General features: G+C 71.4%; 17 protein-coding genes and 1 tRNA gene. 7 read left to right on the forward strand and 11 right to left on the reverse strand.

Going from position 1 to position 15,677, the window contains the following annotated elements; all coding sequences use genetic code 11:
* Window positions 1–68: 68 nt before the first annotated feature.
* Window positions 69–142, reverse strand: a tRNA-Arg gene (locus tag ACFWYW_RS27390).
* 54 nt (window positions 143–196) lie between these two features.
* A complete protein-coding gene (locus tag ACFWYW_RS27395; RefSeq protein ID WP_379614736.1) occupies window positions 197–931 on the reverse strand; it encodes a ZIP family metal transporter in 735 nt (244 codons plus the stop codon).
* 92 nt (window positions 932–1,023) lie between these two features.
* On the opposite strand from ACFWYW_RS27395, the gene ACFWYW_RS27400 reads away from it, so the two are divergent.
* Window positions 1,024–1,800, forward strand: a complete 777-nt coding sequence (locus tag ACFWYW_RS27400; protein WP_379614738.1) for a phosphotransferase — start codon at window positions 1,024–1,026, stop codon at window positions 1,798–1,800.
* Window positions 1,784–2,755 (forward strand): cobalamin biosynthesis protein, encoded by a 972-nt coding sequence (locus tag ACFWYW_RS27405; protein WP_379614740.1) that lies wholly within the window; start codon window positions 1,784–1,786, stop codon window positions 2,753–2,755. The genes ACFWYW_RS27400 and ACFWYW_RS27405 overlap by 17 nt, the downstream gene beginning before the upstream one ends.
* On the opposite strand, the gene ACFWYW_RS27410 is transcribed toward ACFWYW_RS27405, so the two are convergent.
* A complete protein-coding gene (locus ACFWYW_RS27410; RefSeq protein WP_379614742.1) occupies window positions 2,685–4,004 on the reverse strand; it encodes an MFS transporter in 1,320 nt (439 codons plus the stop codon). The two genes, ACFWYW_RS27405 and ACFWYW_RS27410, sit on opposite strands and share 71 nt — an antisense overlap.
* 120 nt (window positions 4,005–4,124) lie before the next feature.
* On the opposite strand from ACFWYW_RS27410, the gene ACFWYW_RS27415 reads away from it, so the two are divergent.
* Window positions 4,125–5,630, forward strand: a complete 1,506-nt coding sequence (locus tag ACFWYW_RS27415) for a cobyric acid synthase (protein WP_379614744.1) — start codon at window positions 4,125–4,127, stop codon at window positions 5,628–5,630.
* On the opposite strand, the gene ACFWYW_RS27420 is transcribed toward ACFWYW_RS27415, so the two are convergent.
* Together ACFWYW_RS27420 and ACFWYW_RS27425 are read right to left on the reverse strand one after the other, a co-directional pair.
* A complete protein-coding gene (locus ACFWYW_RS27420; RefSeq protein WP_379614745.1) occupies window positions 5,551–6,141 on the reverse strand; it encodes an exonuclease domain-containing protein in 591 nt (196 codons plus the stop codon). The genes ACFWYW_RS27415 and ACFWYW_RS27420 overlap by 80 nt on opposite strands.
* Before the next feature lie 23 nt (window positions 6,142–6,164).
* Entirely contained in the window at window positions 6,165–7,049 is an 885-nt protein-coding gene (locus ACFWYW_RS27425; RefSeq protein WP_379614747.1) for a DNA-3-methyladenine glycosylase family protein, read from the reverse strand.
* A gap of 61 nt (window positions 7,050–7,110) precedes the next feature.
* On the opposite strand from ACFWYW_RS27425, the gene ACFWYW_RS27430 reads away from it, so the two are divergent.
* Window positions 7,111–7,425 carry a chorismate mutase gene (locus ACFWYW_RS27430; RefSeq protein ID WP_184959739.1) on the forward strand — a complete coding sequence of 105 codons (315 nt, stop codon included), beginning with the start codon at window positions 7,111–7,113 and terminating at the stop codon, window positions 7,423–7,425.
* Here ACFWYW_RS27430 and ACFWYW_RS27435 read toward each other — a convergent pair.
* On the reverse strand, window positions 7,422–8,441 hold the full coding sequence (locus tag ACFWYW_RS27435; protein ID WP_379614749.1) for a 1-acyl-sn-glycerol-3-phosphate acyltransferase: 1,020 nt from the start codon (window positions 8,439–8,441) through the stop codon (window positions 7,422–7,424). The two genes, ACFWYW_RS27430 and ACFWYW_RS27435, sit on opposite strands and share 4 nt — an antisense overlap.
* A gap of 4 nt (window positions 8,442–8,445) precedes the next feature.
* Window positions 8,446–9,258, reverse strand: a complete 813-nt coding sequence (locus ACFWYW_RS27440) for a patatin-like phospholipase family protein (protein WP_379614751.1) — start codon at window positions 9,256–9,258, stop codon at window positions 8,446–8,448.
* A gap of 99 nt (window positions 9,259–9,357) precedes the next feature.
* On the opposite strand from ACFWYW_RS27440, the gene ACFWYW_RS27445 reads away from it, so the two are divergent.
* From ACFWYW_RS27445 to ACFWYW_RS27455, 3 genes are read left to right on the forward strand one after another with little or no spacing between them, the layout of a single operon-like run.
* The gene (locus ACFWYW_RS27445) at window positions 9,358–10,242 is read left to right on the forward strand and encodes an ABC transporter ATP-binding protein (RefSeq protein ID WP_379614753.1); all 885 of its coding nucleotides are present in this window, start codon (window positions 9,358–9,360) and stop codon (window positions 10,240–10,242) included.
* Window positions 10,239–11,030, forward strand: coding sequence for an ABC transporter permease subunit (locus ACFWYW_RS27450; RefSeq protein WP_379614755.1), 792 nt, complete (start codon window positions 10,239–10,241; stop codon window positions 11,028–11,030). The genes ACFWYW_RS27445 and ACFWYW_RS27450 overlap by 4 nt, the downstream gene beginning before the upstream one ends.
* A 7-nt stretch (window positions 11,031–11,037) precedes the next feature.
* Window positions 11,038–12,015, forward strand: a complete 978-nt coding sequence (locus ACFWYW_RS27455; protein ID WP_379614757.1) for a PucR family transcriptional regulator — start codon at window positions 11,038–11,040, stop codon at window positions 12,013–12,015.
* Here ACFWYW_RS27455 and ACFWYW_RS27460 read toward each other — a convergent pair.
* From ACFWYW_RS27460 to ACFWYW_RS27475, 4 genes are read right to left on the reverse strand one after another with little or no spacing between them, the layout of a single operon-like run.
* Window positions 11,960–12,967, reverse strand: a complete 1,008-nt coding sequence (locus ACFWYW_RS27460) for an ABC transporter ATP-binding protein (RefSeq protein ID WP_379614759.1) — start codon at window positions 12,965–12,967, stop codon at window positions 11,960–11,962. The two genes, ACFWYW_RS27455 and ACFWYW_RS27460, sit on opposite strands and share 56 nt — an antisense overlap.
* Entirely contained in the window at window positions 12,964–13,908 is a 945-nt protein-coding gene (locus ACFWYW_RS27465; RefSeq protein ID WP_379614761.1) for an ABC transporter ATP-binding protein, read from the reverse strand. Before ACFWYW_RS27465 ends, ACFWYW_RS27460 begins: the two co-directional genes overlap by 4 nt.
* Window positions 13,905–14,726 carry an ABC transporter permease gene (locus tag ACFWYW_RS27470; protein ID WP_379614763.1) on the reverse strand — a complete coding sequence of 274 codons (822 nt, stop codon included), beginning with the start codon at window positions 14,724–14,726 and terminating at the stop codon, window positions 13,905–13,907. Before ACFWYW_RS27470 ends, ACFWYW_RS27465 begins: the two co-directional genes overlap by 4 nt.
* Before the next feature lie 5 nt (window positions 14,727–14,731).
* Window positions 14,732–15,676, reverse strand: coding sequence for an ABC transporter permease (locus ACFWYW_RS27475; protein WP_379641095.1), 945 nt, complete (start codon window positions 15,674–15,676; stop codon window positions 14,732–14,734).
* Between the last annotated feature and the right edge of the window lies 1 nt (window position 15,677).

Below are 15,677 nucleotides of genomic sequence, written 5' to 3' on the forward strand. Positions count from 1 at the left end.
ACGGCTAGAACTATGTTCCGCCCAGACGGCCAAGCGCATGTTTCAGCAGGTCAACGGCATGATCTAAGCGCGCCCTGCAGGATTCGAACCTGCGACCGTCGGATTAGAAGTCCGATGCTCTATCCAGCTGAGCTAAGGGCGCTCCCGCCTTATTGTGCATGATCCGGCGAGTTGTCACGCACTCGATTTGACCGTGTCACTCGGTCAGTCCGATCACCGCCCACATGAACAGCGTGCCCGCCAGCGTAGCCGTCAGGGTCAGGCCGGTGGATCGGCGGGGGGTGTGGGCTTCGGGGAGGATGTGGGAGGTGGCCAGGTACAGGAGGAAGCCGGCGAACAGGCCCAGGTACGCGCCCAGCAGGCCTTGGGGGATGGTGAGGAGGGTGGTCAGGGTGGCGCCGGCTATGGGGGCTATGGCGTCCAGGGTGAGGAGGATGATGGCGCGGCGGCGGGCGTTGCCGTACAGGGTGGTGAGTGTGTAGGTGTTGAAGCCGTCGGTGAAGTCGTGTGCGATGACGCCTATGGCGACCGCTACGGCGAGGGCGGTGTCGGTTTGGAAGGCGGCGCCTATCGCGGCGCCGTCCAGGAAGCTGTGGATGACCAAGGCGCTGCCTGCTGCCAGGCCCATGCCGGCGTGGGCATGGCGGTGGGCTGCGTAGTCGCCTTCTTGCGTGTCGTGCATGGCCACGGCGCGTTCCACGATGTGGACGGCCAGGAAGCCGGCGGCGAAGGTGAGCATGGGCAGGGGGACGCCGTGCAGGGTCATGGTGTCCAGGGCGAGGGCCTCTGGTAGGAGGTCGAAGGCGACGACGCCGAGCATGACGCCGGCGGCGGCGCCCAGGACGAGGTTGCGGCGTTCGCGGACGCGGTGTGCGACCAGGCCGCCCAGGAGCGTCATCAGGAACGCCACTACGGACAGCAGGATCGGCATACGGGCCACGTTATGGGCAGGCGGCGCCGGGGCGGTGGTCCGACACAAAAAGCCAGGCGGGATCGGTCTAAAGGGGTCTAAGATGCCGTTGCATGGTCGCGACGCTCCTGCATGAGACACCGCTGCGGGGCGGGGACGTGACGGACGGGGTGGTTCGGGTCGGGGATACGGTCCGCCGTCCGAAAAGCTCGTCCACGCCCGCCGTGCACGCCCTTTTGCGGCACCTTGAGGCCTCGGGGTTCGCCGGGGCGCCTCGGGTGGTGGGGTTCGATGAGTTCGATCGCGAGGTCATCACCTTCATTCCGGGTAGTTGCGGGCTTACCGTGCACAACGTGGCCGAGGATGGGTTGCGGAGTCTCGCGGAGCTGTTGCGGGGGTTTCATGACGCCACCGAAGGGTTCTCCGCCCAGGGGTGGGTCGAGGGGTCCAATGATGACAGGGCGCCGGAAGTCATCGGACACTGTGACTTACGGCCGGAGAACACGATTTTTCATCGTGGCAGCGCCGTCGCGCTGATCGACTTCGACCAGGCCAGGCCCACGACGCGGCTGTTCGACGTGGTCACCACGCTGCGCCACTGGGCGCCCATCGCCGATCCGCTCGACCGCCATCCGCTCCTGCGGGGCGTGGACGTGGGTGCTCGGCTGCGTCTTTTCTGCGACGCGTACGGCCTGCCGCCCCGAGACCGGCGCCGCCTGCTCGACCTGGCCAGGCTCCGCTTCCACCGCAGCTACGACGTGATGCGGAAGCGGGCGGACCAGGGCGGCGCCTGGGCGGCGATGTGGGCCGGCGGCGCCGGTGAGCGCATCCGCCGGGCGGCCGCCTGGCTCGATGTGCACGAAGATGAACTTCATGCACATCTGGTCTAGGTCCGCCGGTATCGCGCTCGGTGTCGCGCTTGACGCCGTGTTCGCGGATCCGCGCCGCGGACATCCCGTCGCGTTGTTCGGCCGGGCGGCCGCCGCTCTGGAGAAGCGCCTGTACGGCGACGCCCGCCCGAACGGCGTCGCCCACGTCGCCCTGTGCGTGGGCGCGGCGGCCGGGGTCGGCATCCTGGCCGAACGCGTACGCCACCCGCTGGCCCGCACCGCGCTCACCGCGGCGGCGACCTGGGCGGTGCTCGGCGGTACGACGCTGGCCCGCGAAGGCGCCCACATGGCCGGCGCCCTGGAGGACAAGGACGTCGAGCGGGCCAGGCGCCGCCTGCCGCACCTGTGCGGGCGCGACCCGTCGGAGCTGGAGGAGCCGGAACTGGCCAGGGCGACGGTGGAGTCGCTGGCCGAGAACACCTCGGACGCCGTGGTGGCGCCGTTGTTCTGGGGTGCGGTGGCGGGGATTCCCGGATTGCTGGCCTATCGGGCGATCAACACCTTGGATGCGATGATCGGGCATCGTTCGCCCAGGTACGAGCGGTTCGGCTGGGCGGCGGCGCGGCTGGATGACGTGGCCAACTACGTTCCGGCGCGGGTGACCGGGCTGATCACCGTGGCGGTGGGGCCGGATCGGGCGGGGGCGCTGGCCGTACTGAAGAAGGATGGGCATCGGCACCCGAGCCCGAACGCGGGACGGTGTGAGGCGGCCTTCGCCGGCGCGCTCGGGGTGACGCTCGGCGGCACCAACGTGTACGGCGGGCGGACGGAACACCGTCCGACCATGGGCGACGGCCGCGCGCCCGAGGTCGGGGACATCGGGCGCGCGGTCCGGCTGACCAGGGCGGTGAGCTTCACGGCCGCCGGGCTGGCGGTGCTGGCGGCTATGCGTCCCTGGCCTCGTCGAGGACCTTCTTGGCGTCCCGCTCGAAGGACGCCCGCGCGCCCAGCGTGATCAGCCCGCCGAGGACCATGGGCACGATCAGCACGTACATGCCGCCGACCAGGGAGCCGAGCCGGTCGGAGAAGATGCCCACGATCAGCGAGCCGAACGCGCCGCCCGCGGTCGTGAACACCTGAAGGACGGCGAAGCCGAGCCCGCGCGAGCCCGCTCCGACCACGTCGGCCAGGCAGGCGGTCATGTTCGGGATGGCGATCGACATGAGCGAGCAGGACAGCAGGGTGAGCGCGGCCATGGCGAGCAGGGAGTTCATGGAGAGGGCGGCGGCGAGCACCGCGGCGCCGATCGTGATCCCGCCGCCGCCGGCCAGCAGCCGCCCGCCCTTGACGGTGCCGTGCCACTTGCGCCCGAGCCACGCGCCGACCAGGGTGCCGACGAGCGTGCCGGCGACCGTGATCAGGCCGCTGTAGGAGCCGGCGGTGGCCGGGGTGGCGCCGAACGCGCGCACCATCAGCGTGGGCAGCCAGAAGAAGATCCCGGCCAGGCCGAGCGTGAGCAGGGCCAGGCCGACGCAGACGAACATCAGCGTCGGATTGCGCAGCACGAGACGGAACTGCGGCCAGAACGGCTGCTTTGGCGCCTTAGCCGAAGAAGCCGAAGAAGCCGGAGAAGCCGAAGAAGCCGGAGAAGCCGGGGTGGTTCCGCCCGCGACCAGCCGGTCCAGTTCGCCGCGTTTGGGCTCACGCAGCATCCAGCACAGGATCGCGGTGAGCACGCCCGGGATGACCATGACGAGGAAGGCGTTGCGCCAGCCCATGGCCTGGCCGAGGATGCCGCCGAGCAGGGTTCCGATGCCGCCGAGGTAGGTGGTGACGCGCGTGAGCCCGTACGCCTTGGCGCGGGAGAGCGGCGGATACCAGTCGGCGAGCAGGCTGCCGGCGGCGGGGTTGTCGATGTTCTCCGCGGCGGCCAGGAAGACGCGCATCAGGTAGAACATGGCGAATCCGGTCGCGAGGCCGGAGCCGAGGGTGGCGATCGCCCAGCAGAAGACGACGATGGCGAGGATGCGGGTGCGGTTGTAGCGGTCGGCGAAGTACCCGGCGGGCAGGGCCACCACCGCGGCGGCGAGGGCGGCGGCCGTGGGGATGGATCCGGCGGCGGTGTCGGAGAAGCCCCATTCCGCCTGGACCAGAGGGAGGACGCCGGACAGCAGGTTGTACTCGATGCGGTCGACCAGGCCGACGATGAACAGGACGACGAGCGGCGTCCAGCCGTACGGCGCGCGGTCCTGTGCGTTGATCACACCGGTTCGTGGTGATCCGAACGTCCCGACCATGCGGCACCTCTCTTAGAGCGACGTTCTAGGAGATTGTTCTAGAAGGGCAGTGCGCTGTAAATGGGGCACGTGTGAAAAAATGCCGCGGTGAAGGGTGCGTTGCTGGTGGCGGGGACGACGTCGGACGCGGGCAAGAGCGTGGTGACCGCCGGCATCTGCCGGTGGCTGGTCCGCCAGGGTGTGAAGGTGGCGCCGTTCAAGGCGCAGAACATGTCCCTGAACTCCTTCGTCACCGCCGGGGGCGCCGAGATCGGGCGGGCGCAGGAGGTTCAGGCGAGGGCGGCGCGGCTGGAGCCCGTCGCGGACATGAACCCCATCCTGCTCAAGCCGGGCAGCGACCGGCGCAGCCAGGTGGTCCTCATGGGCCGGCCCCTGACGGACGTGGACGCGCTGGAGTACGGGGCGCTCAAGGACATGCTGCGGGAGAAGGCCCTGGAGTCGCTGGAACGGCTGCGCGCCGCCCACGACGTGGTGATCTGCGAAGGGGCGGGCAGCCCTGCCGAGATCAACCTGCGGGCCGGTGACATCGCGAACATGGGCCTGGCCAGGGCGGCGGGGCTGCCGGTCGTGGTGGTGGGCGACATCGACCGGGGCGGGGTGTTCGCCGCCTTCTACGGGACGGTGGCGCTGCTGGACGCCGCCGACCAAGCCCATATTTCCGGATTTATCGTCAACAAGTTCCGCGGAGCGGTCGAACTCCTGCAACCCGGACTGGACACCCTCCACACGCTGACCGGACGCCCCGTCTACGGCGTGCTGCCCTGGCTCGACGGGCTCTGGCTCGACGTCGAGGACTCCCTGGCCCTGGACAACCGCCGCGTCGTCACCCGCGGCCCGTACGGCAGGCAGACCCTGCGCGTGGCCGTGGTCCGGCTGCCCCGGATCTCCAACTTCACCGACCTGGACGCCCTGGCCGCCGAACCCGGCGTGGTCGTCCGCTTCGTCACCGACCCCGCCGAACTGGACGACGCCGACCTCGTGGTGCTGCCCGGCTCCCGCGCCACGGTCTCCGACCTCGCCTGGCTGCGGGAGAACGGGCTGGCGCGTGCCGTACAGGAGAGAAAGGGGCCGGTGCTGGGCATCTGCGGCGGCTTCCAGATGCTCGCCCGCGACATCCACGACGGCGTGGAGTCCGGCGCCGGCTACGTCCCGGGGCTCGGGCTACTTCCGGTGACCGTGACGTTCCGGCCGGAGAAGACGCTCGCCCGCCCCACCGGCCAGGCTTATGGCCAGCCCGTGCGCGCCTACGAGATCCATCACGGCGTGGCCGCCGTCGAGGGCGGTGAGCCCTTCCTGGACGGCTGCCGCGTCGGCGACGTCTGGGGTACCACCTGGCACGGCGCCCTGGAGAACGACGGCTTCCGCCGCGCCTTCCTCGCGGACGTGGCCGCGCGCGCCGGGCGGGCCTTCGCCCCGGACCCCGGCGTCAGCTTCGCCGCGCTGCGCGAGGAGCGCCTGGACGCGCTGGGCGACCTGGTCGAACAACATCTGGACGTCGGCGCGATGATGCGCCTCATCGAGCACGGTCCGATCGACGCTCCGCTTCTGCCTCCGGGAGGTGCCAGGCGTCCCGCGACGCCAGGTGGAGGATGAGGGCGGCGATGTTCCAGGCGTCGTCCTCGCCCCGGTGGTGCCGGCCTTCGAGCGGGAGCCCCGCGATGGTCAGCGCCTGGGCCATGCCGGGGCGTTTGCGCAGCCCGTGGGCGGCGGTGAAGGGCAGCTTGGCGTTGGTGTGGTTGCGGGAGAAGGGGTAGCGGGCGCCGGTGGCGGCGCACTGACGGGTGAACTGCTTGCGGTCGTAGTCGCCCCAGCTCGCCCAGGGACGCGAGCCCGCCCGGTGGTCGGCGGCCAGGACACGGCAGGCCTCGGCGAACGGCACGCCCCGCCCGACCTCGTCCTCGGTCAGGCCGGTCAGTTCCGTGCAGAACGGGCTGACGGTGGAGCGGGCGGGCTTCACCACGATGCCGTGCCTGCTCACGCGCTCGCCGGCCGCCAGGTCCACGACGGTCAGGCCGATCTCGATGATCTCGCTGACCATGCCCGGCGGCGGGGAGCCGGGCCAGCAGGTCGCCTCGACGTCCACAACGTTAAGGAGATGGTCCATGGGGCGTCAGCGTACGAGTCCTCCTACGGCCGGCGCATCTGATATCCGGTGGCGCGGAAGTGGAAGGAGGCCCACGAACGGTAGGGGCGCCACGAGTCGGCGATCTTCCGGTAGGCGGCGGGCGGGGCGTCCTCCGGCAGGCCGTACGCCTCGCGCAGGATCGCGAACAACCGGGGCTCGTCACCCGGGAAGGCGTCCGGTGCGCCCGCGCCGCGGATCAGGATGAGCCCGGCCGTGAACGGTCCGACGCCGGGCAGCGCCCGCAGTTCCGCGAGCGCCTCGGACGGCGGCAGGCCGCGCAGGTGCTCGGTGGTGAGGACGCCGTCGAGCGCGGCCCTGGCCAGGTCGTGGATCCACTCCTCCTTGCGTGCGGGCAGGCCGAGCCCGCCCGCCTCCACCAGGGAGATCGGGGGAGGGAAGGCCACGAAGGGGTGGCCGTCGACGTCGAGCGTGGCGCCGTACCGTTCGGCGATGCGCTGTTTGACGCGCGCGGCGATGTGCATCGAGGAGCGCTGCACGATCACCGCCCAGCACGCCGCCTCCCAGGGGCTCCAGAAGCACAACGGCCGCAGTCCGGGGCGCAGGCGCAGGACGTCGCCGAGTACCGGGTCGGCGGCGGCCAGCGCGGCGAAGCCGGTGCCGTCGACGTCGAGGGAGAGGATGCGGGCGATCTCGGCGCGGATCGCCGGGCCGGCCGGGCGGCTGGTCCGCACGGAGACGCCGCCGGGCGCCGCGCGCACGCTCACGCCGATGGGCCGCCAGTCGGACTCCGCGTTGTAGGCGAAGCGCAGGGCCGTGCCGTCGCTGGGCGCGAGCGTGCTGGTGGCGGGCCAGTCCTCGACGAAGCGCAGGGACTCGGCGAAGTCGAAGGGGCCCTCGGCGGCGAGGGTGAAGCCGTGCGTGCTCATACGGACATGGTAGTAAGCTCCCTGAATTGGGATTTCACCAGCAGGGAATGAGGAATTGTTGATGGACGGTGACCGGGAATTCGTGCAAAAGGAGCTGCAGCGGCTCCGTGACAGTATCGACAATCTCGACGCCGCCCTGGTGCACCTGCTCGCGGAGCGGTTCAAATGCACGCAGGAAGTCGGGAAACTGAAGGCGGAATACAGCCTGCCGCCCGCCGATCCCGAGCGCGAGAAGCGGCAGATTACCCGGCTGCGCAGCCTGGCGGAACAATCGAAACTCGACCCGGTATTCGCGGAGCGCTTTCTTAATTTCATCATCGCCGAAGTCGTGCGCCACCACGAGCTGATCGCGAACAACCGGGCCCGCAGGTCCTAGCCGGCCACCTTCTGGGCGGCGATCCAGTCGTCGATGCTCTCCCATTGGTCATAGAGCCAGCGGATACGTTCCTCGCGTTCGCGCGGGATCTCCGCGGCCGGTACCCGCCACCACTGGGCGGTGATCTTCGCCTCCAGGGGGAGCCGGCGCCAGATGTCGCCGACGGTGACGAGGTCGTCGAGGCCGGTGTGGGCGACGAAGATGACGTCGGCCGACGGGCAGGCCTCGATGGCGGCGATCGCCCCGCCCGGCCGGGGCGGCAGCAGGTGGTCGAGGCCGCGCGCCCGCTCGGCCTCGGCCGCCAGGCCCTTCTCCTCCAGGCGGCGGATGGCCAGGCGCCGGCGGCGCGGGGTGAAGTTGCCGCCTTCGGGGAAGATGACCAGGGCGTCGTGGTCCTCCATCGTCGAGGACAGGCGGGTGATCTCGTCCAGGATGCCGCTCTCGGTCACCCGGCGCGGGACGAAGGCGTTGGGCAGGCGGTTGACGAGGACGTCCAGCGAGGGGTCGTACTGCAGGGCCGCCTTCATGACGATGCGCGGCTTGCGCCGGTACAGCGCCAGTAGGTGGTGGACCAGCAGGAAGCTGTCGCCGGGGCCCGCGTGGCGCGAGAGCACGATGACCGGGCGGGTCAGCCGGGCGGCCTGTTCCTGTTCGGTCAGCGGGGGTTCGGCGATGGTGACGGTCAGGCGGAAGACACGTTCGGCGGTGCCGTACACGCGGGCGAGGAACCATTTGATCAGGGCGTAGTGGCGTGTCTGGAACTCGTCCCTGCGCAGCCGCCCGCCGAAGCCCGCGGCGACCCACAGCGCGAAGCAGGCCAGCAGCGCGCCGCACTCCAGCACCAGCCACGCCGCCGCGAACCAGATGAGCCGCACCCCGCGCCGCTGCGGCGGCGGCAGGCGCAGCGAGGCCACCGCCACCACCACCAGCCAGAACGGCAGCGTGACGACCACCACGACGGTCAGCACGATGACCAGGGGTGCGAGGATGAGGCGCCGCAGAATGCGTGGGGGCACGTCCTCATCCTCCCCTTGAAGCCAAATATCGGGAAGAAGCCTTGTAAGCGCGCTCGACATAAGCAGAAATCAGCGAAGCGTCCCGATAGCGGAGCGGAGAGACCGGCTCCGGCGCGCCCGCCGGCAGCACGTGCACCTCCACGCCCGGCGGCAGGTTCGCCATCTCCTCGGCGAACCGGTGCCGGCGCGCGATCTCGAAGGCCACCATCCCCACCTCCCACGGCCGCGTCGGCGCGCTGAGCGGGCGCTCGATCCGTCCGACATGAAGCACGAAAACCCGGCTGGCCCCCAGATGTACGGCCCGCCCGACCGGAATGCTGTGCACGAGCCCCCCGTCGAAGAAGTGCTCACCGCCCACGTCCACCGGCGGCAGCAATCCGGGCACGGAGCACGAGGCGAGCACCGCGTCCACCAGCGGCCCGCCGGTGAACCAGTGCGCCGCCGCCCGCTCCACCGAGGCCGCCACGCACTGGAACGGCACCGCCAGCTCCTCGATCCGCTCCACCCCGAGCGTGGCCGCCAGCATCCGCCGCAGCGGCCCGGCCGGATGCAGGTGGGTGCCGGTCCTGGCCAGGGTGGACAGCCGCGAGACCCATGAGCCTGCGAAAGCCGTACGGACCACGTCGGACGACCACAGGGTGGTCAGCCGTTCGACCGCGCGGTCGGGGTCGGCGGCCAGCACCGCGCCGTTGATCGCGCCGATCGAGGTGCCGAGCACCACGTCGGGGCGCACGCCCGCCTCGTCGAGCGCCCTGAGCATGCCCACCTCGTGAGCGCCGAGCAGCCCGCCGCCGCCGAGCACGAATGCCGTCTCCACGAAGGCAACATTATTGCCGGAATACGGAAACCAAGCAGACTCCGCGACTGCCGGACTCGTGTGATGACGACGGGCCGGTGGCGGAGGAGCATCCGGGACATGACAGCAGTCGTGGAGGCCGAAGGGCTGACGAAGTACTACCGGGCGCGCCGCGGCCTGGAGGACCTGACGCTGGAGATCCGTCCCGGCGAGGTCTTCGGCTACCTGGGCCCGAACGGAGCAGGGAAGACGACCACCCTCCGCCTGCTCCTCGACGTGATCCGGCCGACCAGGGGCACGGTCCGGGTCCTCGGGCACGGCACCCGCGAGCCCGCCGCCCGCGCCAGGATCGGCTACCTGCCCGGCGAACTGGTCCTGGAGGGCCGCGAGAAGGCCCGCGACTACCTGCGCTTCCTGGGCAGGGTCCGCGGCGGCGTACCGCCCAAGCGGATCGAGGAACTGGCCGAGCGGCTCGACGCGGACCTGTCGGTGCCGATGCGCAAGCTCTCCAAGGGCAACAAGCAGAAGGTCGGGCTCATCCAGGCGTTCATGCACGAACCGGAGTTCCTGATCCTGGACGAGCCGACCAGCGGCCTCGACCCGCTGCTGCAGCGGGAGTTCCTGTCGATGGTGCGCGAGGTGCGCGTGTCGGGGCGGACCGTGCTCATGTCCTCGCACGTGCTGGCCGAGGTGGAGCAGGTCTCCGACCGGGTCGGCATCGTACGGGAGGGCCGCCTGGTCGCGGTGGAAGACGTCTCGGCGCTGCGGGAGAAGGCGGTACGCCGGGTGGAGCTGCACTTCGACGCGCCGGTGCCGCCCGAGGCGTTCGCCGGCCTGCCGGGTGTGCGGGAGCTCAGCATCCGCGGCGCCGCGGTGGCCTGCACGATCGACGGCCGCCCCGACGCGCTGATCAAGGCCGCCGCGCGCTTCACCGTCGTGCACCTCGTCAGCTCGGAACCCGACCTCGAAGAGATCTTCCTGACCTACTACAGCGAGGCATCATGATCGCCAACGCCCTGGGCGAGTACCGCAGGTCGCTCATCGGCTGGTCGGTGGGCATCAGCCTGTTCCTGACCATGTACGTCAGCGTCTACGCCGGCATGCGCGAGGACCCCGAGATCCTCAGCAGGCAGGCGCTGGCCAAGTCGCCCGGCGCGCTGCGCGACATCATGGGCGGCATGGAGGACATCGCCTCCGCCTCCGGCTACCTCCAGACCGTCGTCTACCAGTTGCTCGTCCCGATCATGTTCATCGTGTGCGCGATGGTCCTCGGCAACCGGGCCCTCGCCCAGCCCGAGGAGTCCGGCACGCTGGAGCTGACGATCACGCTGCCCGTCGACCGCAAACGGCTGCTGCTGGAGCGCTACGCCGCGATGATCGCGGCGCTCTTCGTGATCGCCGCGATCACCTTCGCGGTCCTGGTGGCCGTCGCCCAGTCGATCGACCTGGGCGTCGGCGTGGACCGCATCCTCGCCGCCCACACCGGAGTCTTCCTGCTCGCCGTGTTCTTCGGCACGGTCACGGTGACCGTGGGCGCGGTGACCGGCCGCAAGGCCCCGGCCATGGCCGCCGTCGGCGTCTGGGCGGTCGCCGGCTACATGGTCGTGACCGTCGGCAGGAACGTCGAGGCGATCTCCTGGCTCAAGTGGCTCTCGCCGTTCCACTACTACGCCGAGGGCCGGCCCGTCTACCAGGGGCTGCCCGCATGGGACTACGTTGTGCTGGCGGGGGCGGCGGTCGTGCTGGCGCTCACCGCGGTCCTCGCCTTCGACCGGCGCGACGTAGGAGTCTGACGGGCAGATGGACGAGCCGCTGCGGCGCCTCGTGGCCGAGCACGCCGCCGCGGGGCGGCTGCCGGGCCGCGCGGCCGTCGAGGAGTGCCGCGCGATCGGCGAGAGCGCCGCCGTGCGCGGCGTCCCGCTGCGCGTGCTGGTGGACGACGCGCTGGCCGCTGCCGACGGTACGGCGCCGCCCGCGCTGCGCCGGCTGGTGGCCGCGCTGATGGAGGGCTACGAGGCGGCCCAGCACGCCGCGCTGCGCAGCGAGGAAACGGCCCGCAAGGAGTTCGTGGACGACCTGCTCCAGGGCCGCGCGGAGCGCCTGGCCGAGCGGGCCGAGCACTTCGGGCTGCGCCTGGCCGAGTCGTACGTGGTGGCCGTGGCCAGCGGCATGAAGGACGGCGACCAGGACCGGATCGAACGCGACCTGGTCGCCAGGTTCGGCTCGCACAACATCCTCGTGGCCGCGCGTGAGTCCCTGCTGGTGTGCGTGTCACCGGCGACGCTCCCGGCCGCGGTGGGGGAGTTCACCCACCACGTGCGGGCCAGGTTCGCGCCCGGCTGGCGGGTCGCGGTCGGGCGGGCACAGCGCGGTCCCGGCGGCGTCGTCACCTCCTTCAGGGAGGCCGAGCGGGCGCTGGAGCTGGCGGGCCGCCTCGGCCTGGCCGCCCCGGTGGTCAAGGCCGCCGACCTGCTGGTCTTCCCGGTGCTCCTGCGCGACAGGGCCGCCATCGAGGACCTGGTCAACAGCGTCCTCAGCCCGCTGCTCGGCGCGCGCGGCGGCCACGAGCCGCTGCTGGAGACGCTGGCGGCCGTCTTCGCGGTGCACGGCAACCAGGCGGCGGCCGCGCGCCGGCTCGGCGTCAGCACCAGAACCGTCACCTACCGGCTGGAGCGCATCCGCCGCCTGACGGGCTTCTCGCCGGACGAGCCGACGCAGCGGTTCACGCTGGAGACGGCGGTGCTGGGGGCGCGGCTGCTCGACTGGCCGCCGGCGTGATCAGCTGGGGCCCCGATCCGTCCTCGCCGACCAGGTGGCAGGCCACCGACCCGCCCTCCACCCGCCGCAACACCGGCTCCTCGGTACGGCAGCGCGCCTCCGCCACCGGGCACCGCGTATGGAACCGGCACCCGGAAGGCGGATCGGCGGGCGAGGGCAGTTCCCCGGAGAGCACCACCCGCGTCCTGGCCCGCTGCGCGTCGGGATCGGGCCAGGGCGAGGCCGACAGCAGCGCCTGCGTGTAAGGATGGCGGGGCGCGGCGAGCACCCGGCCGCTCTCCACGATCCGGCCCAGGTACATGACGGCCACGGTGTCGGCCAGGTACTCCACGGCTGACAGGTCGTGGGTGATGAACAGGCAGCCGAAACCCAGGTCGCGCTGCAGGTCGGCGAGCAGGTTGAGCACGGCGGCCTGCACGGAGACGTCCAGCGCGCTGGTGGGCTCGTCGGCGATGAGCAGGTCGGGCCCCGAGACCAGGGCGCGGGCGATGCCGACGCGCTGGCGCTGGCCGCCGGACAGCTCGTGCGGGAAGCGGGCGGCGATGCGGGCGGGCAGGCCGACCTTCTCCAGCATCTCGTGCGCGCGGGCCGACCGCTGCCGTCCCGGCACGCGCTCGCTGCCGACGCGCAGCGGCTCGGCGACGATGTCGCCCACCCGGAACCTGGGGTCGAGCGAGCCCGCCGGGTCCTGGAAGATGATCGACACCTTGTGGCGGTGGGGGCGCAGGCGCCGCCTGTTCAGGGTGGTCACGTCCACGCCGCCGAGCAGGATCCGGCCGGAGGTGGGCTGCAGGAGCCGTACGACGCAGCGGCCCACGGTGGACTTGCCCGAGCCGCTCTCGCCGACGAGCGCGACCACCTGGCCGCGGTCGACGCGCAGGTTCACCCCGTCGACCGCGCGTACCCGGCCGAAATGCAGCACCAGATCCTCTACTTCACACAACGCACTCATATTTCGGCCCTTATGCAGGCGACTTCGTGGCCTTCGCCGCCACGGAGCGGAGGGCGGCCCGCCAGGCAGCCGGGTACGGCCAGCGGGCACCGGTTGGCGAACGTGCACGCGTCGGGCGAATCCGCCAGCACGGGCACCATGCCGGGGATCTCGGTCAGCCGCCGGCCGGCTCCCGCGGGCACCGCGCCCAGCAGGCCTCTGGTGTACGGGTGCAGGGGACGGGTGAAGATGGCGCGGGCGGTGCCCGACTCGGCGACGCGGCCCGCGTACATGACCACGACGCGGTCGGCGGAGTCGGCCACCACGCCCAGGTCGTGGGTGATCAGCAGGACCGCCGTGCCGAGCCTGGAGCGCAGGTCGCGCAGCAGGTCGAGGATGGCCGCCTGGATCGTCACGTCGAGCGCCGTGGTCGGCTCGTCGGCCACGATCAGCTTGGGGCCGCAGGCGACCGCCATCGCGATCATCACGCGCTGGCGCATGCCGCCGGAGAGCTGGTGGGGGTAGTGGCCGAGGCGTTCGAGCGGACGCGGGATGCCGACCAGGTCGAGCAGTTCCGCGGCCCGGTAGGCGGCGGCCCGCCTGGAGAAGGAGGTGTGCGCGCGGACCGCCTCGACGATCTGCCTGCCGATGGTGAAGACCGGGTTGAGCGAGGTGGCGGGCTCCTGGAAGACGTAGGCGATGTCCTTGCCGCGCACCGAGCGCAGCAGGTGGGCGGGGGCGCCGACCAGCTCCGTGCCCTCGAAGCGGACCGAGCCGGACACGGCCGCGGTCGGCGGCAGCAGGCCGGTCAGCGCCATCGCCATGACGCTCTTGCCGCAGCCCGACTCGCCCACCACCGCGAGCACCTCGCCGGGCCGCACGTCGAACGAGACGCCGTCCACGGCCCGCACCGGACCGTCCTCGGTGCGGAAGCCGACCGACAGATCGGACACCTCGATCATCGGCGGCTCTCCTTCGGGTCGAGGGCGTCGCGCAGCCCGTCGCCGACCAGGTTGAAGGCGAAGGCGACCAGCAGGATCGTGATGCCGGGCACGACCGCGGTCCAGGGCGCGGTCGAGCTGTAGGACTGGGCGTCGGAGAGCATCGTGCCGAGGCTAGGCACCGGCGGCTGCACGCCCAGGCCGAGGAAGGAGAGCACGGACTCACCGATGATCGCGATCGGGACGGCCACCGTGGCCTGCACGATGATCGCGGAGACGGCGTTCGGGAAGACGTGCCGGGTGACGATCCAGCCGTCGCGGGCGCCGGCCGCCACGGCGGCGTCCACGTAGTCGAGCGCCTTGATCCGCAGGGTCTCCGAGCGGGTGACCCTGATCATGCCGGGGATCTGGGTGATGCCGATGGCCAGGGCGGCGTTGGTGAGCGACGGCCCGCGGATCGCGGCGAAGCCGACGGCCAGGATGAGGAACGGGAAGGCCAGGACCAGGTCGGTCAGGCGGGAGACCAGGCCATCGAAGGTCCTGAAATATCCGGCTATGAGGCCTAGGGGGACGCCTATGCCCACGGCCAGCAGCACGGACAACACCCCCACCTGCAAGGAGGCCCGCATGCCGTACATGATGCGGGAGAGGATGTCGCGGCCGAGGTCGTCGGTGCCGAGGACGTGTCCCGGCGAGCCGGGCGGGCGGAACAGGCCGCCGAAGTCGGCGCGGTCGAAGGCGTGCGGCGCGAGCCACGGCGCCAGCAGCGCCGCCCCCACGCCGATCACGAGGACGAGCAGCCCGCCGACGGTCAGGGGGTTGCGCAGGAGCCTGCGCACGGCCCTCATGCGACCCTGATCCGCGGGTCGATGACCGAGTAGAGCAGATCGACCAGGAGGTTGATGACGATGTACGCGGTGGCGGTGACCAGCACCACACCCTGGATGATCGGGTAGTCGCGCTGGAAGACCGCGTCGACCGTCAGCTTGCCGAATCCCGGGATCGCGAAGATCCGCTCGGTCACCACCGCGCCCGAGATCAGCACGCCCAGTTGCAGCCCGGCGATCGTGACCACCACGATCAGGCTGTTGCGCAGCGCGTGCACGCCGATCACCTGGCGTTCGGCCAGCCCCTTGGCCCGCGCCGTCCGCACGTAGTCGGCCGACAGCGCCTCCAGCATCGACGCCCTGGTCTGCCGCATGATCACCGCGGCCAGGCCGGTGCCCAGCACGACCGCGGGTATGACCATGCGGTGCAGGTTGCCCAGCGGGTCGGTGAAGAATGGGACATAACCGGAGGCCGGGAACAGGCCGAGCGCCACCGACAACCACAGGATGCCCATCAGGCCCAGCCAGAAGTTCGGGATCGACAGGCCGAGCAGGGCGAAGCCGTTGGCGACCCACTCGGCGGGGCGGCCGCGCCGTACCGCGGCGACGACGCCGGCGAGCACGCCGATGAGGACCGCGATCGCGAGCGAGAGCAGGGCCAGCTCCACCGTGACCGGCAGCGCCTGGGCCAGCATGTCGCGCACCGGCAGGCCGGTGCGCAGGCTCGTGCCCAGGTCGCCGGTGAGGCTGGTGGTGACGTAGCGGGTGTACTGGACGAGAAGCGGCTGGTCCAGCCCGTACTGCTCGCGGATGGCGGCGAGCAGTTCGGGCGTGGCGTCCTCACCGGCCAGCGCGCGCGCCGGATCGCCCGGCAGCGCCCGCACGCCCGCGAAGACCACCACGGTCGCCAGCAGAAACGTCACCGCCGACTCGGCCAGCCGCCGGAGCAGGTAGCGCCGCATG

The sequence above is a fragment of the Nonomuraea sp. NPDC059023 genome (assembly GCF_042740095.1).
Taxonomy (GTDB): domain Bacteria; phylum Actinomycetota; class Actinomycetes; order Streptosporangiales; family Streptosporangiaceae; genus Nonomuraea.